Here is a 22,913-nt window from a genome sequence, read left to right on the forward strand (position 1 = left end):
TCGCGCGCACGCACCGAAGCGAACCGGTTAAGTATGATCTTGGCCGTCCGCTGAAAGCCCACGTGGATGGGTCATTTCATGGGGCGGGATGCGCTGCGACCCCGAGGTGTCGAAGAGGGGTGTGGCGCGGCTTTATTCCGCAAAGATTCGAAACTAATTTCGCAAATTTCGGCGCTTCAAGGCCGAAGCGGTAGCCCATGAAGAACTGGCAGGCGTTGGTGCGGGTGAACGTCGGCCCGAGTGCGGAGAAGTTCACGCCGTCGGTGCTGTGGGAGAAGCGGGGCTACACGGTTGGCGCCGGGTCGGATGTCGGCGTTGACCCGTAGCCGGACCCGCCCGCCGCTGATGGCGGGGCTCGCGGCTTCGGCGCCAGTCGACAACGACATCCTCACCCCGCGCAACGTCAGCCCTTCATGAGTAGGGAGGTTCGGCGGCGGTGGGTGTCCGCGACGACCTCCTTGGTCATTCGGCTACGCATGTGGTTACGGTTCGAGTCGGCCGTAGGTCGGGTGGGCGGCTGTCTTCACCTGCGGTTGGGTTCCGTTGAGCGTGGTGCTGGAGCCCGTGGAGGCACCGTTCGCGGCGCGTGCGCGATCCCGGCAGGAGAGAGCGGAGCGCTGCACGCGGTCGGTGGAGGCCGCGAAGCGTGCGGTTGCGTCTGGCGAGCGGTGGGTTGCGATGGGCTCCGAGGGAGCCCCCAGGTCAGTTCAGTCCCACCACTGCACGATGGCCAGTTGACGACGTGCGGCTTCGGTGTAGAACTCGCGCAGGGCGGTGTGCTGGTGGGCTAGTTGCTCAGCCAGATCCCCCTTCAGGTCTCGCGAGAGCTTGCCCAATTTGCCTCGATGCGGTCCGGGCTCGATGGCACGACCGCGCGGACCGCCTCGGGCGTCACGGCACACAGCGCTTCGACGACCACTCCGACCTGCGGTGGCTCCAGCGCGGTCACCGGACTGGCGTTCCGACCGGGAAACCCGGCCGGATCGGCACAGTCGCCGACAGGGCCGTCGGCGACTGTGCCGATCTCGCGCAGCGCGATGAACGTGATCCGTTCAGGGCGTTGCGTGGTCGATCAGCGTGCTGGCGTCCTACCGGAGAATCTCGGCCAGGTACTCCAGAAGACGGGCTTACCAGGTGGTTCGGCCTGCGCCGAACGGGTAGAGCGGGGTGCCGTAGGTGCTGGGGACGGGGTGGCCCGCGTCGATCCGGGCGCGGATGTCGGCACGTTCGGCGGCGGTCGCGCCGAGGTCGTAGGGGAGGTCCCACTGCTCGACGGCATCGGCCGGTGTGTCGATGCCGCCGGGACGCAGCACGTCGGACAGGGCGCGGGGCAGTTGCCAGGGCAGCTTGCCGCTCGGGGTGTAGTCGCCGAACAGCAACGATGCCAGAGCGGGCCCCATCTCCTCGCCGCCGCGGTAGGTCACGACGATCGCGCTCGCCAGGTCGTGCCACTCGGTGATGACGTACGGGCGCGGGAGGACCAGGGCGACCACGACCGGGATGCCCTGCCGGTGGAAGTCCTGGATCAGGGCGAGTTGGTCCGGCGGCAGGTAGGGCCGTTCGTTCGGCCAACTCGTCGCGTGGGTGTAGGACGGCTCACCCACGGCGACGATCGCCAGCTTCGGTGACGGCCCGGTGTCCTTGTGGACGTTCACCCCGGCCCGCGCGGCACGGGTGCGGATCGCTTCGAGCATGGTCTGCGAGCCGTACTCCTGGTGGAAGTAGCTGGTCCAGATGCAGCACGCCGCCGTGTCGTCGGCACGCGGACCGGCCACCACGATGTTGTCGCCCCGGTTGAGCCGCACCGGCAGCACGCCGTTGGTGTTCTTCAACAACGTCATCGCCTCACGCGACGCCTGGTTGGCCAACGCCGCGTACTCGGGCTTGTGGAACCGGTACGGCCCGTTGACCGGGTCGCCGTACGGGTTCTCGAAGATCCCGAGCTTGAACTTCAGCCGCAGCACGCGGCGCACCGCGTCGTCGATCCGCGCCGCCGGCACCGCCGAGGTGAACCCCCCGATGGTGAACCCGGGTGCACCGGGGTCCGCGCCGCCCATCACGTCGGAACCGGCGTTCGCCGCGCCGACCCACGAGCCGGACGGCAGCCAGTCGGTCGTGATCAGGCCGGTGTACCCGAGGTTCTGCCGCAGGTACGCGAGGATCTTCGCGCTGTCCCCGGCGCCCGGACCGCCGGGGTCGAGCAGGGAGCTGCCCGCGTAGCCCGGCATGATGTTGACCGCACCGGCTTCCATCGCGGCCCTGAACGGGGCAGTGTGGTACTTGATCGTCACCGCGTCGTACACGATCAACGCCTCACCGCCCGCGCCCTCGCCCGGCCAGTGCTTCACGGTCGCCAGCACGGACGCCGGGTTCAGCTCCGGCCCGCCCTGCAAGCCGGCCACCAACGCCCGCACCTGTGCCGACGCGACCTCCGAGCTCTCGCCGTTGCCCTCCTGGATGCGCGGGTACAGCACCTTCGTGCCGACCTCGGCCAACGGCCCCAGCACCCCGCGCGCGCCGACCTCCAACTGCTCGCGCCGCTGCATGTCGCCGAGCTTGTAGTCCAACGGGTAGTTCTTCGCCGCCGCCAACGCGCTCTGCAACGGATACGTGGTCTTGTACCCGGCGATGGTGTCGCCCGCCGTCACGAACGGGATGCCGAGCCGCGTCCCGGTCGACCCGAGCAGCGCGTCGTGCAGGTCCTGCGCTTCCGCCGGCCCGAAGTGCCACCCCGACCGGGGGAACGCTTGGGCGTTGTAGAACATCTGGTACGCCTTCTCTTCGAGCGTCATCCGCCCGAGCAGGTCGTTCACCCGCGTCTCCACGGGCTGCCGCCAGTCCTCGTACGGCTCGATCGTGCCGTTCCTGTTCAGGTCACGGCTGCCGTTCACCACCCGCACGCCGTCGTCCACGGTCGTCAACGTCGGCAGGTAGAGGCTGAACGTCCGGATGTTCGACGCGGTGGTCGTCCCCGAGCCGTCCACCGCGACCACGAACCAGCGGTACGTCCACCGGTCCGCGATGTCCCACGACGGGGTGTAGTTGGTGCCGGTGGGCTCGGCGACCTTGGTGTACAGGTCGATCAGGTTGCCCGGTGCGGCGAAGTCGTAGTCGGTGCGGCTGATGTTGAGCCAGACCTGGTAGCGCACCGCGCCCGGCACGGTGGCCCACGAGAACGCCGGACGACGGGTGCCGGTGATCATCGCGTTGTCGGCCGGGGCGGCCAGCGCGAACCGACCCGTCACCGCCGGTGCCCTCGTCGGCGGCGACAGCAGCGGCGGCGTGTTCGCGGAGGTGTCGACGGTGCCGAAGACCTGGAACTCCCAGAGCGAGACGCCGTAGCCGGTGGCGCGTGTGGTGGCGAACAAGCGCAGGTAGCGGCCCGTGCCGCCGACGGTGAGGCGTTCCGTGCCGCCCGCGCCGGTGGTGGTCGCGTAGACCTGGGTCCACTTCACCGCGTCGTCGGACAACTCGATCCGGTAGCCCTTGGCGTACGCGCCTTCCCAGGTCAGCTCGACCCGGTTCACGGTGGCGACGCCGCCGAAGTCCACGCGCAGCCACTGGTTGTCGGAGAACTGGCTGGACCAGCGGGTGTTCGCGCGACCGTCGAGCGCCGCGGCGGGCGCGTTGCCGCCCTCCCACGTGGAGGCCGCGACCTGCTTGTACTGGGAGATGGGCGTGCCGGTGCCGGTGTCCGTCGTGCCGTAGACCTGGAACTCCCACAGCGAGTAGCCGTAGCCCGTGGCGCGGGCGGTGCCCACCAGACGCACGTGCCGGCCGGTGCCCGTGACGGGGATGTCCTGCGTGCCACCGGCTCCGTTGGCAGTGGTGTGGACGGTGGTCCACGTAGTGCCGTCGGCGGAGGTCTGGAGCTGGAAGGCGGTCGCGTACGCGGCCTCCCACCTCAGCACCACGCGGTCCAGCGTCGCGGTGCCGCCCAAGTCGACGCTCAACCACTGCGGGTCGGTGAACGCGCTGGACCAGCGGGTGCCGGTGTCGCCGTCGGTGGCGGCGGACGCCGGGGTGCCGCCGTTCTCGACGGAGGACGCGGTGGTCGCCTTGCCCTGGGACAGCAGGACTCCGGCCGCCCGCGCCTCGGACGAGACCGCGGTGATCTGCCCCGCGATCAGCGCGGCGAGGATGGCGAGCAGGGGCAGGACCCGGCGGCGTTGCCGGGCGAGCGCTTCGGGCATGACGACTCCAGGCAGGGTTGGACCCGACGACCGGTGTGCCACCGGCCGCGGATCGTCGACATCCGGGAGAGCGCTCTCCCCCTAGCGAACTTCACCGGCCGTTCCACGGTCAAGAGGCAGGGGGACCGGTTCTGCCGGCCGAGCGGACCTGGTTCCGGTCAGGCCCGGGAGCCGGTGCGCCTGTCTGCTGAATCTCGGCGTTCCCGCGCCGGACTGCCGGCACGGCCATCTCCCGCAAGCGTCGGTAGTACACGAATGCGCCGCCTTCGTCGATGGCCCGACCGTGAGAGGGTAGAGGGAACGGCGCACGAACACCATGGCGGCACGGGGTGCGCTCGCGGGTGGTCGGTCTGCGGCGGATCCGGTCGTTGCTGCCCGGTGTCGCTTGGGGGCGCTTGGAGTCACTTGAGGCGGAACGTTGCCCGGTAGGCCGTGGGGGTGACGCCGAGGACGCGGTGGAAGTGGCGGCGCAGGGTGGTGGCGGTCCCCATCCCGCAGCTGGTGGCGATCTGGTCGATCGGGGCGTCGGTGCGTTCGAGGAGTTCCTGGGCGCGGGCGATCCGCTGGTGGTGGAGCCAGTCGAGCGGCCCGGCCTGGAGTTCCGCGTGCATCCGGCGGGCGAGTTGGCGGCTGCTGAGGTTGGCGTGTGCGGCGAGGTCGCGCACGGTCAGGGGTTGGTCGAGGCGGGCACGTGCCCATTCGAGGGTGGGTGCGAGACCGTCCGGGCTCCGCGGCTCGGCGGGCGGGGTGATGAACTGCGCTTGACCGCCGCTTCGGTGGGCCGGCACGACGAGCCGCCTCGCGATCCCGTTGGCGGCGGCGGCGCCGAGGTCGAGCCGCACCAGGTGCAGGCAGAGGTCGAGCGCCGCCGTCTTGCCTGCCGAGGTGAGCACGTCGCCCTCGTCGACGTAGAGCACGTCCGGCCGGACGTCGACCTGCGGGTAGCGGCGGGCGAGGTCTTCGGCGTGCATCCAGTGCGTCGTCGCGATCCGACCGTCGAGCACTCCGGCCGCCGCCAGGACGAACGCGCCGGTGCACAGGGAGGCGATGCGGGCGCCCCGGTGGTGGGCGGCGCGTAGCGCGTCGAGGAGTTCGTGGTCGGGGTTGTCGTCGAGGTCGTCGGACGACGGCACGACGACGGTGTCGACCTGGGCGATCGCGGCGTACGAGGTGGTCGGCAGGTGGGCCAGCCAGGGGTGCGGAGCGCCGTCGGCGGTGCAGACCACGAGGTCGTACCACGTGCCGGTGGGGGACAGGTCCGAACGGTCGACGCCGAAGACCTCGGAGGCGATGGCGATCTCGTAGAGCATCGCGGAGCCGTGCAGGACGAGGGCGACCCTGGGCATGTCGCATAGTGTACGGCCGACGTCGTTTCGGACACTCGTCGTGGACCGGCGTCGCGTCCGACGATGGTCTGGTGAACGCAACCGATCGAGTTCTCGTCTACGGCGCCACCGGTCACACGGGGCGCTTCGTCGTCGACGAGCTGCTGCGGCGAGGGCTCGTTCCCGTGCTTGCCGGCCGCAGCGCCGAGCGCCTGGCCGCCGTCCCGCCCCGACACGCGGGCCTCGACCACCGGGTGGTGGGCGTCGATGATCCCGACCTGCTCCGGCGGGCGGTGGCGGGTACCGGCGCGGTCGTCAACTGCGCCGGGCCGTTCCTCGACACGGCACTGCCGCTCGCCCACGCTGCGGTCGAGGCCGGAGCGCACTACCTCGACGTCACCGCCGAGCAGCCGGCCGTGCAGGCGCTCTACCGCGACCTCGACGCTCCCGCTCGGGCCGCCGGTGTCGCCGTCGTCCCCGCCATGGCCTTCTACGGCGGTCTCGCCGACCTGCTGGTCACGGCCGCGCTCGACGGTGGTTCGCGAGCCGACGAGGTCGAGGTCGCGATCGGTCTCGACCGCTGGTGGCCGACCGCCGGCACCCGGGTCACCGGGGAGCGCAACACCGCGACCCGCCTGGTGATCCGAGGCGGCGCGCTGACCGCGTTGGAGAGTCCCGCGCCGTCCGGTACGTGGTCCTACCCGTCGCCGTTGGGCGACCAGTCGGTCGTGCGGCTGCCGTTCTCCGAGGTGATCACGATCGATCGCCACCTCGACATCGGCGAGCTCCGTTCGTACCTCAACACCGCTCCGCTCGCGGATCTCCGTGACGCCGCGACGCCGGCACCGCCCTCGACCGACGAGTACGGACGATCGGCACAGCGGTTCGTCGTGGACGTCGTGGTGCGCCACGGCGTGGACACCCGGCGGATCAGTGCGTCCGGGCGCGACATCTACGCCGTCACCGCGCCGATCGTCGTGGAAGGCGCCGTCCGACTCCTCGACGGACGCCACCGGGGCGCGGGCGCTGCGGCTCCCGGCGAAGCGTTCGACGCCGCCGACGTCCTCGCCGTGCTGGAGCGGGAGGCGCGTGCCATCGACATCCGGTCCGACCTGACCGCGATGGCGACGAAGCGGTAGCCGGCTGCGCACGTTGGTCGGTGGTTCCGCGAACCATCAGCGGCAGCAGCGGATGTTCCGGTTCCCTGGTCATCCGGGCAGTGGCAAGCCCGACACCACGTGGGGACGGTCGTGTTGAGCTGTCCGGTGCGACGTCGGGTTCAGGAGCGACGGAGGTCCGTGCGTCCACGTGCCCTCGGCGCGAGCGCACGTTCGCCGCCTGCGACGAATCGCCGGAACGACTTGAGGTCAGTACCGTCGAGCACTTCGCACCAACGGGGAGAGGTTGCTCCATGCCGAAGTTCGTGACCATCGGGTACGGCGACCAGGAGGGGTACGACCGCACCGACGCGGTGGTGCGCGACGAGGCGCACGAGCACGACGCTCGCTTGCGTGCGAGGGGAGTCGTCATGGGGATCGCCGGCGCGCCCGTGCAGGTGCGGAACCACGCCGGTGCCGGCATGACCGTGGAGAGCGGAGCGTTCATGTCCTCGGCTCTCCCGGTCGCCGGGTTCGCGATCATCGAAGCCGCCACGATCGAAGAGGCCGTCCGACTCGCCTCGGCGAGCCCATGCGCAGTCGCGCACGGCGTCGTCGAGGTCTGGCCCTTGCAGGAGGCGTTGTAGGCCATGGGCTTGGTACGTCAAGACATCAGCCTTCCCTGAGGTCACGCCACCAGTCTGCGTCGGTGATCAACTGTCGTGCCGCCCGCACTGTCGCCGCGTTCCGCTGAGGTCGGTCGGCACCGGCGGAACTGCTTGGCGTGCGGTGATCGCGCATGCCACGGGCGGCGGTGATGCGTTGTGCGCGGTCTCTCGGGAGTCGGGGTTGGGTCGTGTCACCGGGTCCGGTGTTCCTGCGGGAAGAACCAGTCGTCGACCGGGTCACCGAAGCGGGCCCATCCTAAGTCGAGCAGGGCCGTGACGCTTCGACCGTGTGCGAGCCAGTTGCCCCAGTGACCGCCCGCTGAGCGGCACCTCGGGTGGTGGCTCGTCAGGGCGGTCGACGGTGCAACCGTGGGCAACGCTCGGCGGTCACCCGCTCGGCGGGATGGTGGGCAGGTCGAGCATCGCTGCGGCGACTTCGTCGGCTGCCGCGTCGGGAAGGGCTGTGGCCATGTCGTCGAGGACGAGCAGCCGCGCGCCGGGGATCTCGGCGGCGAGCGCTTCGCCGTTGCCCACTGGGAAGAACAGGTTCGCGCGGCCGTGCACGACGAGGGTCGGCACGGTCAGGTCGCCGAGCCTCTCGCGCCACCGCGGCGTGCAGTCGAGTCGGGCGAACACCATTCCGAGCTGGTTCGCCGCGTGCGCCGAAGGGGCGCTCGACGGTGTGCGGTCCCACGTCCGCGCCGCGGTCGTGCGCGCTTGCCCAGGGTCGTCACCGAGCAGCGCCGCCCGGTCGGCGGCGTACGCGGCGACGGCGGCCCGGTCGCTCCAATCAGGCGCCGGGAGTGAGAACAGCGCTCCCATCGCCTTCGCGTCGTGATCGGGCAGGTCGTCATCTACCGGCCCCGGCGCGACCGGGCGCGTCCCGATCAGCGTCAGCGCCGAGAACACCCCCGGGTGGTCGAGTGCGGCGACCTGGGCGACCATGCCGCCGATGCCGAGGCCGCCGAGGTGGGCGGTGGTGGCGCCGAGCGCGCCGACGAGCGCCGCCGCGTCGGTGGCGAGATCGCGGAGCGTGTAGCCGGGCGCCTCCGGGTCGACGGTCGTGGAGGCCCCGCAGTCGCGCAGGTCGTAACGGACCACTCGACGTCCGCCGGCCGCGAGCCGTTCGCACAGCGCGTCCGGCCAGGAGAGCATCGTGGCGCCGCCGGCCAGCAGCACGAGGGGATCGGCATCGCGACCGAAGACCTCGACACCGAGTTCGACACCGTTGGCGTGTGCGGAAAGCATGCGTCACCGTAGCAAGGGCGGACCTCGAACCGGCCTGGCCGGACCCGATCAACGAGCCGTTCGAGATCAGTCCGGTGCCGGACGGTCGAGATCAGGCGGTGGGGACGCCAGCGCTCGCCGGTCCACCTTGCCGTTCGCCGTGCGCGGCAGGTGGGGGAGCAGGTGCACCCGGTCCACGATCATGTGGTGGGGGAGCAGGGCGGCGCAGTGGCGTTTCGCGTCCAGGATGGTGAACGGGTGGCCTTCGGCCGGCACGACGTAGGCCACCAGCCTGGCTTCCACGCCGGTCCCGGTGATCGCCGCGGCCACTTCGCTCACGGCCGGGTGGGACTGGAGGGCCGCCTCCACGTCGCCGAGCTCCACCCGGTTCCCGCGGATCTTGACCATGTTGTCCCGGCGGCCGAGGTAGTGGTAGCCGTTGTCCCGCAGGACGACCCGGTCACCGGTCGCGTACGGCCCGGTGTGGGGTGGGGAACCGTGGTAGCCGAGCATCACCGTGGGTCCGTCCACGACCAGTTCGCCCTCCTCGCCCGGTGACGCGGGGGTGCCGTCGTCGCGGACCGCCCACACCCGGTCGCCGGAGCAGGCTTCGCCGATCGGCGCGGGGCGGGTCCAGTGGTCGGGGACGTCGGTGACCTCGTAGTAGGTGCACACGTTGGTTTCCGTCGGCCCGTAGAGGTTCAGCAGGCGCACGTCGGGGAAGTGGGCCCGCACCGCGCGCAGGTGGTCGACGGGGTAGGGCTCCCCGGCGAACAGCAGGGCGCGCAGGTGCGGCAGGTCGGTGGTGAGCAGGCCACCGTCGCGGGCCATCAGGATCAGCACGGACGGGACGGAGTACCAGACCGTGATCCGTTCCCGGACCAGGAACTCCACCAGCAGGGTCGGCGCGTAGGCGGTCTCCTGCGGGACGAGGTGGACCGACGCGCCGGCCAGGAACGACACGTACAGGTCGAGCACCGACAGGTCGAAGTGCAGCGGGGCGTGGTTGGCGAAGCGGTCCGCCGCCTCGGCCTTCAGCTCTTCCGCCGCCCACTCCACGAAGGCCAGCGCGTTGCGGTGGGAGATGCGGACGCCCTTCGGCACGCCGGTGGAGCCCGAGGTGTAGAGGATGTACGCCAGGTCGTCGGGTGACAGCCGGACGTCCGGCAACGGCTCCGCGGACCCACCACCCAGCTCCACGCCCATCGTGGTGAACTCGCCGCCCAGTGCCTCCGCTCCGTCGGCAGAAGTGATCACCACCGTCGGCGCGCAGTCGCGGATCACCCGCACGGCCCGGTCGACGGGACTCAGCGGATCGACCGGCACGTAAGCCGCACCGAGTCGGAGCACGGCTTGCATCCCGACCACGGCCGCGGTCGACTTCGGCAGCCACAGGACGACCCGGTCGTCCACGCCGACGCCCGCGGACGACAGCCGTCGCGCCAGCCGATCCGCCTCGGCGTCCAGCTCCGCGTACGTCAGCACGCCATCGGCGGCGGTCACCGCGATCGAGGAGCCGCTCTCCCGGGCGACCGACCGGACCGCATCGTGCAGGAGCCTCACAGCCCCAACTCCTTCGCGACCTGTTCGAGCTGCATCTCCGACGTCCCGGAGAACGTGGTGGACGCCATGGCGTCCAGCAACTCGTGCGACACCCCGGACGACACCCCGGACCCGCCGCGCACCCCGGCGCCGCCCAGCACCCGCATCGCGAGCGCCGCCGTGTCCACGGCCACTTCGCTGATCGCGAGCTTCGCGGCGGCCACGTCCAGCGTCGCCCGTTCCGCCCGGTCCAGCTTCCAGCACGCTTGCCACAGCAGCAGGCGTGCCGCCTCCAACCGGACGCGCAGGCGTGCCACCGCGTGCGAGACCGCCTGGTTGCGCCCGATCGGCCGGCCGAACTGCCGACGTCGCCGGGCGTGGTCCACGCACCGGTCGAGCAGGCGCGCCGCCTGTCCGAGGTAGGCGGCGAACAGGCAGGTTCGCTCCCACCGCATGGACGACTGGAAGATCGCCGCGCCCTGCCCCGGTCGGCCCAGCACGTGGTCCGCCGGCACGCGGCACTCCACCAACCGGACCTCACCGGCCGGGCAGCTCGCCAGCACGGTCTTGTCGAACGGCTCGACGGTCAGCCCCGGCGTTCCCGCCTCCACCACGAACGCGGTGACGCCGAGGTGGCCGAAGCCCGGGTCGGTGGAGGCGTACAGCACGAACACGTCGGCCACGGGGGCGTTGCTCACGAACGACTTCACGCCGTCGAGCACGTAGTCGTCGCCGTCACGGCGGGCCGTCGCGCGCATCGCCGTGACGTCGGACCCGGCGTCCTCCTCGGTGATGGCGTTCGCCCCGACCCACTCGCCCGACGACAGCAGCGGCAGCACCCGTTCGCGGAGCCGGTCGTCGCCGTGCTCGGCGATCGGCATGGCGCACGCGAACAGGTGGGCCAGCGAGGCGAACACCAGCCCCATGTCGTCGCAGCCCAGGCCGTACGCCTCCATGGTCCGCGCGGTGTCGAGGAACCCGCGTCCCGACCCGCCGAACCCGGTCGGCACGCTGTAGCCCAGCAACCCGGCGGCGCCGCAGCGCAGCCACCGGTCCCGGGTGAGGGTCGCCGGTCGGTCGTCCGGCCAGGTCCCGGTTTCCGCCAGGACGCGGTCGTAGTCGGCCTGCGCGGCCGGGAGCCATCCGAAGTCCACGCGACGAGAGCGTAAGCAGCCCCGGACGTCCTGTCCTCCGCCGGAATGCCGGTCCGGACCTGGCCGCACGGACGGGTCCACGTCACGCCGAACGGACGGCACCGCCCGCCATTCCGAAGGAAGACAGCAGTCTTCCACGCCTCATAGCATCCGATGGCACGTCCGGTGATGCGGACGCGGGACGGTTACGGGAGACGTCGATGGAACACGCTGAGGTCCTCGGCACGCTGACGGAGTTCATCCGGGAGAAGGTGCTCGACTCCACCGAGGTGGAGATCCTCCCGGACACCCCGCTGCTCGAATGGGGAATCCTGAACAGCCTGTCCACGACCGGTCTCGTCGTGTTCATCGGTCAGCGGTTCGGCGTGGACATCCCCGCCGAGCGGATGGTCGGCCGGAACTTCCGCGACCTGGACAGCATCACGCGGCTCGTGCTGGAGCTGGAGAAGGACATCCGGAGAGTCTGAGCTGGGAGCATCAGTGGTCGCAGACGTTGACTTCGACATCGGCATCATCGGCGGTGGGCCCGCCGGCTCCACGATCGCCTCGTACCTCGCCAAAGCGGGGCTGTCGTGCGTGCTCCTGGAAGGCGAGCTGTTCCCCCGCCCGCACGTCGGCGAGTCGCTGATCCCCGCGACCACTCCGGTGCTGGCGGACATCGGCGCGCTGGCCAAGGTGGACGAGGGCGGGTTCCCGCGCAAGTACGGCGCGGCCTGGACCTCGGCGACGCGCGGCAACATCTCGGCCATGGGCTTCCAGCTCTCCCACGGCTTCAAAGCCGCGGAGGTCGAGTTCCGCGAGCGCGACCAGAAGGGCGTGGACCAGGACTACACCTACCACGTGGACCGCGGCCAGTTCGACCTGCTGCTGTTGCAGCACAGCGAATCCCTGGGCGCCAAGGTCTACGAGGGCGTGCGCGTGCAGCGCGTGGAGCTGGAAGACGAGATCAAGCGGATCGTCTTCACCATGGGGCGGCGCGAGGTCGGCGTCCGGGTGCGGATGGTGGTGGACGCCAGCGGGCGCAGCACGCTGCTCGGCCGCCAGCTCAAGCTCAAGGTGCCCGACCCCGTGTTCAACCAGTACGCCATCCACACCTGGTTCGACGGCCTCGACCGGTCGGCGCTCGCCGTCGACCAGAAGCAGGCCGACTTCATCTTCATCCACTTCCTGCCCATCACCGACACGTGGGTGTGGCAGATCCCGATCACGGACAGCATCACCAGCGTCGGCGTGGTCACCCAGAAGAAGCACTTCACCGCCGCGAAGCAGGAGTGGGGCCCGTTCTTCGACCAGGCCATGGGATCCCGGCCCGAGCTGGCCGACGCGTTGCGCAAGAGCGAGCGCGTGCGGCCGTTCAAGCCGGAGGGCGACTACAGCTACGCGATGAAGCAGGTCTGCGGCGACGGCTGGATGCTGGTCGGCGACGCGGCCCGGTTCGTGGACCCGATCTTCTCCAGCGGCGTCAGCGTCGCCATGAACAGCGCGCGGATCGCGTCCTACGACATCCTCCAAGCGGCGGAGACCGGGAACTTCGGCAAGTCGTCGTTCGACCGGTACGAGACCAAGCTGCGCCGCGCGGTCGGCAACTGGTACGAGTTCATCTCCATCTACTACCGGCTCAACATCCTGTTCACCGCGTTCGTCGCGGACCCCCGCTACCGGCTGGACGTGCTGCGGATGCTCCAGGGTGACGTCTGGGACGGCGGCGAGCCGGTGGCGCTGACCAGGATGCGCGAGATCACCCGGGAAGTGGAGGAGAACCCGGACCACCTGTGGCACCAGCACCTGGGCACCTTGCGCGCGCCCAGCCAGGCGCCGATGTTCTGAGGGGACTTGTGACGTGAAGAAGTTGCTGCTGTCCGAAGACGAGATGCCCACGCAGTGGTACAACATCCTGCCGGACCTGCCCAGGCCGCTGCTGCCGCCGCTGCACCCGGTGACGCACGAGCCGATGCGCGCGGAAGACCTCCAGCCGCTGTTGCCGGACGAGGTCATCGCGCAGGAGTTCAGCCCCGAGCGCTGGATCGACATCCCCGACGAGGTCAGGGACGTCTACCGGATCTGGCGGCCGTCCCCGCTGTACCGGGCGGACCGGCTGGAGAAGGCGCTCGACACGCCCGCCAAGATCTACTTCAAGTACGAGGCGGTGTCGCCCGCCGGGTCGCACAAGCCGAACACGGCGGTGCCACAGGTGTTCTACAACGCCCGGCAGGGCGTGAAGCGGGTGACCACGGAGACCGGCGCGGGCCAGTGGGGGTCGGCGCTGTCGTTCGCGGGCAGCCTGTTCGGCGTAGAGGTCACGGTCTACATGGTGAAGGCGTCGTTCACCCAGAAGCCGCACCGCCGGTCGCTCATGGAGACGTGGGGCGGCGAGGTCTTCCCGTCGCCGAGCACCCGCACCCAGGCCGGGCGCGAGGTCCTGGAGCGCGACCCGGAATCACCGGGCAGCCTCGGCATCGCGATCAGCGAGGCCGTCGAAGACGCCTTGGCCCACGACGACACGAAGTTCGCGCTCGGTTCGGCGATGAACCACGTGGTGCTGCACCAGACCGTCATCGGCCTGGAGGCGAAGCGGCAGCTGGAGATGGCGGGTGACTACCCGGACGTCGTGGTCGGCTGCGTCGGCGGCGGCTCCAACTACTCGGGCCTCACCTTCCCGTTCCTCGCCGACACCCTCGCCGGCAAGCGCACCGGCACCCGGTTCATCGCCGCGGAACCGGCCGCCTGCCCGACCCTGACCAGGGGCGAGTACGCCTACGACTACCCCGACACCGCCGGCCTCGGCCCGCTGCTGCACATGCGCACCATGGGCCACGGCTTCATGCCGCAGCCCATCCACGCGGGCGGCCTGCGGTTCCACGGCGACGCGCCGACGTTGTGCCTGCTGCACGACGAGGGTTTCGTGGAGGCGCGGGCGTACAACCAGAACGAGGTGTTCACGGAGGCGGTGCGGTTCGCCCGCACCGAGGGCTTCGTGATGGCGCCCGAGTCGTCGCACGCGCTGCGCGGCGCGATCGTGGAGGCGCTGGCGGCGAAGGAGGCGGGGGAGGCGCGCACGATCCTGTTCGGGTTCTCCGGGCACGGCCACTTCGACATGGGCGCGTTCGACTCGTTCCTGGCGGGGACGTTGCAGGACTACGAGCTGCCGCAGGAGGAGATCGACGCGGCGTTGGCCGATCTCCCGCGCGTCGGCGTCGACGCGAGGACGGTCTGAGCAGTGGACTGGATCGACGTGCACCACCACGCTTACCACGGGCGGCTGGCCGACGCGCTGGCCGCCCGCGGCGTGACGCACATGGCGCCCGGCGTGCCGGTGCCGCGCTGGGAGGTCGGCGACACGGTGCGGGTGCTGGAGGACTGCGGACTGGACGCCGCGGTGCTGTCGGTGCTCATGCCCGACGCCGCCCTCCGGCTCCCGGACGCGGCGGACCTGGTGCGCCGGACCAACGGGTGGACCGCCGAGCTGGTGCGCGACGACCCGCACCGGCTCGGCCTGCTGGCGACCCTGCCGCTACCCGACCTCGACGCCTCCCTCGCCGAGGTCGGGCACGCGTTCGACGTGCTCGCCGCGGACGGGGTGGTGCTGCCGGCGAGCCTCGCCGACGGCGCGCTGCTCGGCGACCCCCAGCTCGACCCGCTGCTGGCGGAGCTGGATCGGCGCAACGCCGTGGCGTTCGTGCACCCCAACCCCCACTACCGGTGCTCGTGCACCGGCGCACCCGACTCCGCCGCGGTCGTGCCGCCGCCGCTGGTCGACTTCGTCATGGACACCACGCGGGCGGTGGCGAACCTGCTGTTCCGGGGCGCGCTGCGGCGGTTCCCCGGCATCCGGTTCGTGCTGGCCCACGGCGGTGGCACCATCCCGTTCCTGGCCGGACGGCTGGAGCTGGCCAAGACCTGGGTGTTGGCCGACCGCGACGGCGCGGGTGGGCACCCACCAGGGGACGACTCGGTGCGCGGCGAGCTGGGAAGGCTGTACTACGAGACCGCGCAGGCGTCCTCGCCGGGTGCGTTGACGTGCGTGGACTCGGTGGCCGAGCCAGGACACGTGCTGTTCGGCACGGACTTCCCGTTCATGACCGCCGCGGTGGTCGCGGCAACCCGCCGCGAAGTGGCGGAACACCGCCCGGACATCGGCGCGGCCGGGCTGGCGCTGTTCCCCCGCCTGCGGGCGGGGGCGAGGAGGTAGCGTGCGCTATTTCGAGGATTTTCGGATCGGCGACGTGCACGAATTGGGTGGCCACCGGATTTCCGAGGACGAGATCCGCGCATTCGCCGAGCAGTACGACCCGCAACCACTCCACATCGGCCGATCGGGTGAACCGCCCATCGCCAGCGGGTGGCACGTCGCGGCCACGTTCATGCGGCTGTACGTGAATTCCGTGATGAGCGGGACCGCCGCCGACGTGTCACCCGGGATCGACGAACTGCGCTGGCTGCGCCCGGTGCGCCCGGGTGATCTGCTGGTCGGCCGGATGACCGTGCTGGGCACGATCCCGTCACTGACGCGCTCGGACTGCGGCATCGTGCGGCAGCGCGGCGAAGTCCTGGACGAATCGGGCCTTCCGGTCATGCGGTTCGTGTTCTACGGTCTGATGCGCAGGCGTTCCGCCGATTCCGGCCCCGATCCGGACCCCGCCGTGGTGGGTGGTGCCAGGCCCGATACTCTCGCGCCATGAGCGGACCGACTCCCGCGCAAATCCTCGAAGCCGCCGGCGTGCGCTTCTCGTCTTTCACGCACGTGCCGATCCGGACGTACGAGGACATCGAACGCGAATTGCGGCTGCCCGCGGACCGATTGCTCAAGACCCTCGCGTTCCGCACCGACGAGGGGTTCGTGCTCGTGTCGATGCCGATGGTGATGCCCGCCGGCTACGGCAAGATCGCCAAGGCCGCCGGGGTGTCCCGGTCGAAGCTGCGCCGTGCGGGTGACGACGACCTCGCGGTGCTGGGCATGGAGCCGGGCGGTATCAGCCCGTTGACCACGCTGGACGGCACCACGGTCCTCTTCCACTCCACCGTCGCCGACATGGGCACCGTCTACTGCGGCAGCGGCCGTGCCGACGAGACCGTCGAGGTGGACGCGGCGAGCCTGGTGGACGTCGTGCGCCCGGTCGTCACCGACGTCGCGGCCTGACGCCCACCGAGACCCGGCTCGGTCAGGCCGCGCCCGAGGGCGAACGGCGTCAGCGCGAGTTCACGGGGCACTCGACCGTTCCGGGACGCGGACGCGCGCCGGGCGCAACCCGATCGCCAGCCCGATCAGCACCAGGCCCGCGCCGAGCAGGTCCGCGAGACGCGGCTGGCCGGTGCCCAGGACGACCGTGGACACCACCGCGCCGACCGGGATGAAACCCGAGAACAGGCCGGCTTTGTCCGCGCCGAGCTTGGGCAGGGCGTTGTACCAGCACAGGAACGCGAACACGGTGACCACCACCGCCAGGTAGCCCAGCGCCAGGGCCTCGGACGCGGTGGGCACCCGCAGCATGTCCGACCCGTCCACGAGGAGCCCGACGAGCACGAGTTGCGGCACGGCCAGCGCGGCGGAGTAGGCGGACACGCGGATCGCGCCGAGCCGGGTCAGCACCGGCAGCGCCAGCAGGGAGAACCCCGCCTCGCAGGCCAGCGCCCCGAACGCGAGCAGCAGCCCCAACGGCGTGCCGCCGCCGAACCCCGTGGTGATCGCGACGCCGATGACGACGATCACGGCGGCGAGCAGCACGCGCGGCGCCGGCTTGCGGCGTTCCATCATCGGCCCCGCCAGGGCGAGCAGGATCGGCACCGCGGCGACCACCGTGCCGACGGTCGCCGGGTCGGCGAACCGGGTGCTCTCGACGATCAGCACGTTGAACGCGGTCAGACCGGTCAACGCCAGCATGAGCAGGAAGAACACCTCACGCCCGCTGAGCCGGACGAAGCCCTTGCCGAACGCCTGCGCCAGCACGAGCAGCAGCAGGGCGCCGACGAGGTAGCGCACCGCCTGCCCGCCGTAGACGGGGAAGTCGTGCAGCGCGGGCGAGACGCCGGTGAGCGTGCCGACGCAGAACATGGCGGTAGCGGCGCCCAGCGCGCCACGCTGGGAGTTGGTCAGGGCGAGCACTGGTCAGGGCCTCCGTGCGGTCTCGGACAGTTCGCCCACGTTGATCAACCCGGTCTCGTAGGCGTAGGCGACGGCGCTCGCGCGGTTCGGCATGCGCAGCTTGCGCAGCAGGTTCTGCACGTGGAACTTGACCGTGCTCTCCGTCAGCGACAGCCCGCGCGCCATCTCCGAGTTGGTCTGCCCGCACACCAGCAGCCGCAGCACGTCGGCTTCCCGCCTGGTGATCCGCTCCACCGGGAGCCGGCCGCGTTCGGCGGTCCTGGGCTCGGGCAGCCTCGGGTGGTCCGGACGGGCGAAGAAGGCGTAGCCGGCGGCGAGCATCCGGATCGCGCTGAGGAACTCGTCGGGCCCGGACGACAACGGGAGGATGCCGACCCGCGGCGCGTCCGACTGCACGCGACTCGCCGTGTCCGGGCTGTCGTCCACGACGAGGACGCTCGCCGAGGGGTTGCCGTCCAGGAATCGGCGGGCCGCGACCGGCGGGCGCGTCACGTCGGCGAGGCAGCCGATCACGACCACGTCCGGCAGCTCACGGGTGTGCCGGACGAGATCCTGGTAGGTGTCGACCTGATTGGTCACCCTGATGCCGGGAGCCTCGTCGAGCACTGTGCGCATGCCGATCAGGAAAAGCGGCCTCCGTTCAGCGAGCACAATCCGCGTGCAGTTGCCGATGGGCACGTTACCCACAAGACCTTCCCCCAAGCGTGGTCTGCGTGCGATGGCGCCGGTGCCAGGCGAGGTGATCAGCGGAGGAATGCGTCCGCGGGCGGACTGAACCGGCCTCGGCGTTCAGTGCCGAAAACGCCCGGAGCAGGGCAGATCCTGCTGGCTCGCTCATGCATTCCCAGATCCCCCCAAGAATCACCAGGACTGTCCAAATTGGACGTATTCCCCCTTGCGAGTCAATAATTCATGAATACCACGATCAACTCAACCTGCAACCCTGGTATTGAGCCGAACGGTGGACAGGTCTGCCCCCTCCCCGGCCACTTCGCGATGCGGTTCCCCGATGTGCGTTGAGCCTTTTTCACCGTTGGTGTAGGGAAAGCGCGGTCGAGGACTGGCACGGCAGGGGCGACGACCTGACCGTGACGTGCGCCGACCTCGCCCGCCGGTCGCGCGGTCGGACCCCACGTGCCTGCCGCCGCCCTGCCCGGCGACATCCGCGTCCCCCGGTAAGGGCCTCGCACTGCTGAGCAACGCCGGTGTCAACCGCGGACGGCGGCGAGCATCTCTTCGTACAGGGCGAAGGGGTCTGCCTTGCCGCCGTGGCGCACCCACAGTTCCGACGCGGCGTCGACGCACGCGAACACCGTGGCGATGATGCCCACCGCGCGCGGGTCGGGCGCCGAACCCGGCTCGATGCCCATCCGGGCCTCGACGACGGGCACCAGCGCGGCCTGCCACTTCAGCCGCTTCTCGTGGTACCGCGACCGCAACGGCGGGTTGTCGAAGATCAGCGTGGTGATCTCCAGCACCCGTTCCGGCGTGTGGTTCGCCGACGAGATGGCGGCGAACCCGGCGCGCAGCGCGTCCCACGGCGACATCTCGGCGGGCTGGGCGTCGACGGTGTCGACCAGCAGCTGCCCGAGGCCGTCCTGGTCGCCGCAGACCAGGTCCTCCTTGGTGCCGAAGTAGCGGAAGAACGACCGCTGGGACACGCCCGCCTGCTTGGCGATCTGCCCGACGGTAACGGCTTCGTAGCCGTGCTCGGCGAACAGCGCCAGTGCGGTGTCGACGATTTCCGCGACGACGGCCTGTCGCGACCGGTCCCACAGCGTGGTCGGCTGGCGCGATGTGTCCATTGCTCTCAATCGTGGTCGACGGCAGTGGCAGCCCTGTCCCGCTCGCCAGGGCGAGTAGATGATGTCTTGGCCGGCGGTTGAAGTCGAGCGCGCCGTGGCACGGGCCGTCGGCGCGGGGGAGTCCGGCTCAGGTGGCGGGTGCGACCATGCGCGCGATGATCTTCGCGACGAAGGCGCGGGACATGAAGTGGCGGGTCACGAAGGCCGTCACCCTGTTGCCCCGGCCCACGATGACACTCGCCGGGGTGGTCTTGCGGTCGAGCGCCTTCAACGCGGTCGTCACGACCTCCTCCGCAGTTCGCAGGCGGGTGCCGCCGGCGGCTTTCCCGGTGCCGACGACGTCGAAGAACTCGGTGCGGGTGGCGCCTGGCGACAGAGCCATGACGCGCAGTCCGGTGCCGCGCGACTCCACCGACAGCGCTTCGGTGAAGCTCAGCACGAACGCCTTGGTCGCGCCGTAGACCGACATCAGGGGACTGGGCGCGTAGGCGGCCATGCTCGCGACGTTGACCAGGAACCCGTCACCCCCGGTGCGCAGCTGCCCGATGAACGCACGGCTGATGTCCACGACCGCGCTGACGTCGACCGCGATCTCCTGCCGGAGGCGTTCGGGGTCCTCCTCGTGGAACGGGCCGTACGTGGCGAAGCCCGCGTTGTTGACGACACCGGTGACCGTCACCCCGAGCCGGCGGACTTCCTCTGCCAGCCACGTTCCGACCCCTCGCCGGCTGAGGTCTGCGGCGATCACGTGCACCTGCACGCCGTGGGAAGCGCGCAAGCGGGACGCCAGCTCCTCCAGGCGAGCCTTGCGACGGGCGACCAGCACCAGATGGGCTCCTCGGCGGGCGAGGCGGTGGGCGAACTCTGAGCCGATGCCCGCGCTCGCACCGGTGACCAGCACTGTCTGCTTCTCGTAGTCCACGATCGGCACTGTACGCCACACTGGCAGTCACTGCCTGCGCGTCGTTCGATGCCTTGTGGAAGTGCGCCGAGCGGTAACGATATGGACGCTCTGAAGGTGCGATGACTTCAGTATTCGCTAAGATCGATCAGCTCTGCCCGCCGTGGTGCTGCGGAAAGCGCTTACCGCACTGCTGGTCAAGCGGTGGCCGTCGGGTCCGATTTCCGGTAGCGCTCCCGGAGCGAACGTCTGAGCACACTCGACCATTCGGAGGTAGAGCAGTTCGCCTTACCTGTCAGTACCATTCTGGCGGGGGATTCGTGACCTCCTGGTATCCCGCTGCGCGGGTCGAAAGTTTTTCGGCGAGACTGTTGACACCGGGACAGCGCCGTTCGTACGGTCTAGCTCACTGCCGTTGATGCTCCGAAGCGCCTGAGCACCAACAAGATGCGGCAGCAGCAAGGCACAATCGAGCAGCCGTACCGACTATGGGTTCGTCATCTGGATAGCGCTTTCCGTGGAGGCATCCAGACGGCCGATTGAATCGTTTCAGCGATGGTGTCAGCGTCATCGTCAGACCTCCGCGCCCAAGGGACACACCAGACCATTTCTGGGAGCGCTCCCAGGAATGCACTAGCGAATGGAGCAACGGTGCTCATAAACTCGCGGGTGCGCATGGTCGCCGCCGCTACGGCGATCAGCGCACTGACCGGCGGCCTCGTAGTGGCGGGAGTGGCCTCGGCCGCTCCGGGCTGCAAGGTCGACTACACGGTGCAGCACAAGTGGCAGGGCGGGTTCACCGCCAACGTGGCCATCACCAACCTCGGCGACCCGGTGGACGGGTGGCGACTCGCCTGGGCGTTCCCCGGCTCGGAGCGCTTCGGCCAGGGGTGGAACGCGACGTTCGACGCCTCCGGCGCGAGCGTGACCGCGTCCAATGTGGACTACAACCGGCAGATCCCCACCGGTGGCACGACGTCGTTCGGTTTCAACGGAACGATGAGCGGCAGCGATGTCGGCACGCCGTCGACGTTCACCCTCAACGGCACGGCCTGCACGGGTGGTGTCGACCCGACCACCACCACCACTACCACCACGACAACCACAACGACGACAACGACGACAACGACGACAACGACGGACCCAGGTCCCGGTCCGGAACCGGGTGATCCGACCGGCCGCAAGCAGGTCGAGCGGTTGGACCGGGGTGTGGTCAGCGTCCGCTCCGGGTCCGGCAACCTGGTCAGCTGGCGGCTGCTGGCGGGCGACCCGCAGAACGTCGGCTTCAACGTCTACCGGGGCAGCGCCAAGCTGAACTCCTCCCCGATCACGTCCTCCACGAACTACCTCGACGGTGGCGCGGCGGCGGATGCCTCCTACACCGTGCGCGCTGTGGTGAACGGGTCCGAGCTGGCGGCGTCCCCGGCGTCGCTGTCGTTCGGCTCCGGCTACCGGGACGTGCCGATCCAGCCGCCGGGCAGCACCTACGTGGCCAACGACGCGAGCGTGGGCGACCTGGACGGCGACGGCGACTACGAGTTCATCCTCAAGTGGGACCCGAACAACGCCAAGGACAACTCGCAGTCGGGTGTGACCGGCAACGTGTTCATCGACGCCTACACCCTCCAGGGCACGCGGTTGTGGCGCATCGACCTGGGTCGCAACATCCGTGCGGGTGCGCATTACACGCAGTTCCAGGTGTACGACTACGACGGTGACGGCAAGGCCGAGGTGGCGATGAAGACCGCCGACGGCACGCGTGACGGTCGCGGCACGGTGATCGGCAACGCGAACGCCGACCACCGCAACTCCGGTGGTTACATCCTGTCGGGTCCGGAGTTCCTGACCATGTTCAACGGTCAGACCGGTGCGGCGATGTCGACGGTGAACTACGACCCGCCGCGTGGCAACGTCTCCTCCTGGGGTGACAGCTACGGCAACCGGGTCGACCGCTTCCTGGCGGGCACCGCCTACCTCGACGGCGTCCGCCCGTCGCTGATCATGGCCAGGGGTTACTACACCCGTGCGGTGATCGCGGCCTGGGACTTCCGCAACGGCACGTTGACCAAGCGGTGGACGTTCGACTCCAACGCGTCGGGCAACGGCACCTACGCCGGGCAGGGCAACCACTCGCTGACCATCGGCGACGTGGACCAGGACGGTCGGGACGAGATCGTCTACGGCGCGGCCACCATCGACGACAACGGCCGTGGCCTGTGGAACACCCGGTTCGGTCACGGCGACGCCGGCCACCTGGGCGACCTCGACCCGTCCCGACCCGGCCTGGAGTACTACAAGATCTCCGAGAACGGCAGCCAACCCGGCACGTGGTTCGCCGATGCCCGCACCGGCCAGGTGCTGTGGCGGACCGCGCCGGCCGGTGACAACGGCCGTGGCGTGTCGGCCGACATCTACGCCGGCAGCCCCGGCGCGGAGTCCTGGTCCAGCGCGGACAGCCAGATCCGCAACACGAGGGGCACCGGTATCGCCCGCAAGCCGTCCTCGGCGAACTTCCTGAGCTGGTGGGACGGCGACCCGTCGCGCGAGCTGCTCGACGGCACCCGCATCGACAAGTACGGCACCGCCGGTGACACCCGGCTGCTCACCGGCAGCGGGGTCGCCTCCAACAACGGCAGCAAGTCCACGCCGGCGGTGAGCGCGGACCTGTTCGGCGACTGGCGGGAGGAGGTCGTCTGGCGCACCACCGACAACCGGGCCCTGCGCATCTACTCCACCCCGCACCAGACGGACCGGCGCATCCCGACGCTGATGCACGACACCATGTACCGGGTCGCCATCGCCTGGCAGAACACCGCCTACAACCAGCCGCCGCACCCGAGCTTCCACATCGGCGGCGGCATGGTCACCCCGCCGTGGCCGGACGTGCACTACGCCGGCTGA

General features: G+C 70.2%; 20 protein-coding genes. 10 read left to right on the forward strand and 10 right to left on the reverse strand.

Annotation, left to right across the window (positions count from 1 at the left end; translation table 11 throughout):
- Window positions 1-197 precede the first annotated feature (197 nt).
- Window positions 198-326 carry a hypothetical protein gene (locus ACRAKI_RS16810; RefSeq protein ID WP_447008032.1) on the forward strand — a complete coding sequence of 43 codons (129 nt, stop codon included), beginning with the start codon at window positions 198-200 and terminating at the stop codon, window positions 324-326.
- A gap of 381 nt (window positions 327-707) precedes the next feature.
- Here ACRAKI_RS16810 and ACRAKI_RS16815 read toward each other — a convergent pair whose 3' ends face one another.
- The 3 genes from ACRAKI_RS16815 to ACRAKI_RS16825 form a co-directional block, all read right to left on the reverse strand.
- Complete coding sequence (locus tag ACRAKI_RS16815; RefSeq protein ID WP_447008033.1) at window positions 708-836, reverse strand: hypothetical protein; 129 nt, start codon at window positions 834-836, stop codon at window positions 708-710.
- Window positions 837-1,127: 291 nt separating this feature from the next.
- Complete coding sequence (locus ACRAKI_RS16820; protein ID WP_447008034.1) at window positions 1,128-4,193, reverse strand: discoidin domain-containing protein; 3,066 nt, start codon at window positions 4,191-4,193, stop codon at window positions 1,128-1,130.
- 401 nt (window positions 4,194-4,594) lie between these two features.
- Window positions 4,595-5,539 carry a GlxA family transcriptional regulator gene (locus ACRAKI_RS16825; RefSeq protein ID WP_447008035.1) on the reverse strand — a complete coding sequence of 315 codons (945 nt, stop codon included), beginning with the start codon at window positions 5,537-5,539 and terminating at the stop codon, window positions 4,595-4,597.
- Between the two features lie 71 nt (window positions 5,540-5,610).
- On the opposite strand from ACRAKI_RS16825, the gene ACRAKI_RS16830 reads away from it, so the two are divergent.
- Complete coding sequence (locus tag ACRAKI_RS16830; protein ID WP_447008036.1) at window positions 5,611-6,657, forward strand: saccharopine dehydrogenase family protein; 1,047 nt, start codon at window positions 5,611-5,613, stop codon at window positions 6,655-6,657.
- 272 nt (window positions 6,658-6,929) lie between these two features.
- On the forward strand, window positions 6,930-7,262 hold the full coding sequence (locus tag ACRAKI_RS16835; protein WP_447008037.1) for a YciI family protein: 333 nt from the start codon (window positions 6,930-6,932) through the stop codon (window positions 7,260-7,262).
- 408 nt (window positions 7,263-7,670) lie between these two features.
- Here ACRAKI_RS16835 and ACRAKI_RS16840 read toward each other — a convergent pair whose 3' ends face one another.
- The 3 genes from ACRAKI_RS16840 to ACRAKI_RS16850 form a co-directional block, all read right to left on the reverse strand.
- Window positions 7,671-8,531: an alpha/beta fold hydrolase gene (locus ACRAKI_RS16840; RefSeq protein WP_447008038.1), complete on the reverse strand. Its 861-nt coding sequence runs from the start codon at window positions 8,529-8,531 to the stop codon at window positions 7,671-7,673.
- 66 nt (window positions 8,532-8,597) lie between these two features.
- Window positions 8,598-10,073, reverse strand: coding sequence for an amino acid adenylation domain-containing protein (locus tag ACRAKI_RS16845; protein ID WP_447008039.1), 1,476 nt, complete (start codon window positions 10,071-10,073; stop codon window positions 8,598-8,600).
- Window positions 10,070-11,206, reverse strand: a complete 1,137-nt coding sequence (locus ACRAKI_RS16850; protein WP_447008040.1) for an acyl-CoA dehydrogenase family protein — start codon at window positions 11,204-11,206, stop codon at window positions 10,070-10,072. Before ACRAKI_RS16850 ends, ACRAKI_RS16845 begins: the two co-directional genes overlap by 4 nt.
- A gap of 200 nt (window positions 11,207-11,406) precedes the next feature.
- On the opposite strand from ACRAKI_RS16850, the gene ACRAKI_RS16855 reads away from it, so the two are divergent.
- The 6 genes from ACRAKI_RS16855 to ACRAKI_RS16880 are packed head-to-tail and all read left to right on the forward strand — an operon-like array spanning window position 11,407 to window position 16,343.
- The gene (locus ACRAKI_RS16855; protein ID WP_447008041.1) at window positions 11,407-11,673 is read left to right on the forward strand and encodes a phosphopantetheine-binding protein; all 267 of its coding nucleotides are present in this window, start codon (window positions 11,407-11,409) and stop codon (window positions 11,671-11,673) included.
- Window positions 11,674-11,686: 13 nt separating this feature from the next.
- Window positions 11,687-13,033 carry an NAD(P)/FAD-dependent oxidoreductase gene (locus ACRAKI_RS16860; RefSeq protein WP_447008042.1) on the forward strand — a complete coding sequence of 449 codons (1,347 nt, stop codon included), beginning with the start codon at window positions 11,687-11,689 and terminating at the stop codon, window positions 13,031-13,033.
- 13 nt (window positions 13,034-13,046) lie between these two features.
- A complete protein-coding gene (locus ACRAKI_RS16865; protein WP_447008043.1) occupies window positions 13,047-14,420 on the forward strand; it encodes a TrpB-like pyridoxal phosphate-dependent enzyme in 1,374 nt (457 codons plus the stop codon).
- Window positions 14,421-14,423: 3 nt separating this feature from the next.
- Entirely contained in the window at window positions 14,424-15,395 is a 972-nt protein-coding gene (locus tag ACRAKI_RS16870) for an amidohydrolase family protein (RefSeq protein ID WP_447008044.1), read from the forward strand.
- Between the two features lies 1 nt (window position 15,396).
- Window positions 15,397-15,885, forward strand: a complete 489-nt coding sequence (locus ACRAKI_RS16875) for a MaoC/PaaZ C-terminal domain-containing protein (protein ID WP_447008045.1) — start codon at window positions 15,397-15,399, stop codon at window positions 15,883-15,885.
- Entirely contained in the window at window positions 15,882-16,343 is a 462-nt protein-coding gene (locus ACRAKI_RS16880) for an aminoacyl-tRNA deacylase (RefSeq protein WP_447008046.1), read from the forward strand. The genes ACRAKI_RS16875 and ACRAKI_RS16880 overlap by 4 nt, the downstream gene beginning before the upstream one ends.
- A 60-nt stretch (window positions 16,344-16,403) precedes the next feature.
- On the opposite strand, the gene ACRAKI_RS16885 is transcribed toward ACRAKI_RS16880, so the two are convergent.
- The 4 genes from ACRAKI_RS16885 to ACRAKI_RS16900 form a co-directional block, all read right to left on the reverse strand.
- A complete protein-coding gene (locus ACRAKI_RS16885; RefSeq protein WP_447008047.1) occupies window positions 16,404-17,306 on the reverse strand; it encodes a DMT family transporter in 903 nt (300 codons plus the stop codon).
- Window positions 17,307-17,309: 3 nt separating this feature from the next.
- Complete coding sequence (locus tag ACRAKI_RS16890; protein WP_447008048.1) at window positions 17,310-17,921, reverse strand: LuxR C-terminal-related transcriptional regulator; 612 nt, start codon at window positions 17,919-17,921, stop codon at window positions 17,310-17,312.
- A 593-nt stretch (window positions 17,922-18,514) separates the two neighbouring features.
- Complete coding sequence (locus ACRAKI_RS16895) at window positions 18,515-19,111, reverse strand: TetR/AcrR family transcriptional regulator (protein WP_447008049.1); 597 nt, start codon at window positions 19,109-19,111, stop codon at window positions 18,515-18,517.
- Between the two features lie 127 nt (window positions 19,112-19,238).
- A complete protein-coding gene (locus ACRAKI_RS16900; RefSeq protein WP_447008050.1) occupies window positions 19,239-20,033 on the reverse strand; it encodes an SDR family NAD(P)-dependent oxidoreductase in 795 nt (264 codons plus the stop codon).
- A gap of 654 nt (window positions 20,034-20,687) precedes the next feature.
- On the opposite strand from ACRAKI_RS16900, the gene ACRAKI_RS16905 reads away from it, so the two are divergent.
- Entirely contained in the window at window positions 20,688-22,913 is a 2,226-nt protein-coding gene (locus ACRAKI_RS16905; RefSeq protein ID WP_447008051.1) for a rhamnogalacturonan lyase family protein, read from the forward strand.

Source organism: Saccharothrix isguenensis, from assembly GCF_052936305.1.

Coding starts and splice junctions, on each gene's coding strand:
- ACRAKI_RS16810 (WP_447008032.1), top strand. CDS start 198: ATGAAGAACTGGCAGGCGTTGGTGCGGGTGAACGTCGGCCCGAGTGCG.
- ACRAKI_RS16820 (WP_447008034.1), bottom strand. CDS start 4,193: ATGCCCGAAGCGCTCGCCCGGCAACGCCGCCGGGTCCTGCCCCTGCTC.
- ACRAKI_RS16825 (WP_447008035.1), bottom strand. CDS start 5,539: ATGCCCAGGGTCGCCCTCGTCCTGCACGGCTCCGCGATGCTCTACGAG.
- ACRAKI_RS16835 (WP_447008037.1), top strand. CDS start 6,930: ATGCCGAAGTTCGTGACCATCGGGTACGGCGACCAGGAGGGGTACGAC.
- ACRAKI_RS16840 (WP_447008038.1), bottom strand. CDS start 8,531: ATGCTTTCCGCACACGCCAACGGTGTCGAACTCGGTGTCGAGGTCTTC.
- ACRAKI_RS16855 (WP_447008041.1), top strand. CDS start 11,407: ATGGAACACGCTGAGGTCCTCGGCACGCTGACGGAGTTCATCCGGGAG.
- ACRAKI_RS16880 (WP_447008046.1), top strand. CDS start 15,882: ATGAGCGGACCGACTCCCGCGCAAATCCTCGAAGCCGCCGGCGTGCGC.
- ACRAKI_RS16890 (WP_447008048.1), bottom strand. CDS start 17,921: ATGCGCACAGTGCTCGACGAGGCTCCCGGCATCAGGGTGACCAATCAG.
- ACRAKI_RS16895 (WP_447008049.1), bottom strand. CDS start 19,111: ATGGACACATCGCGCCAGCCGACCACGCTGTGGGACCGGTCGCGACAG.
- ACRAKI_RS16905 (WP_447008051.1), top strand. CDS start 20,688: ATGGTCGCCGCCGCTACGGCGATCAGCGCACTGACCGGCGGCCTCGTA.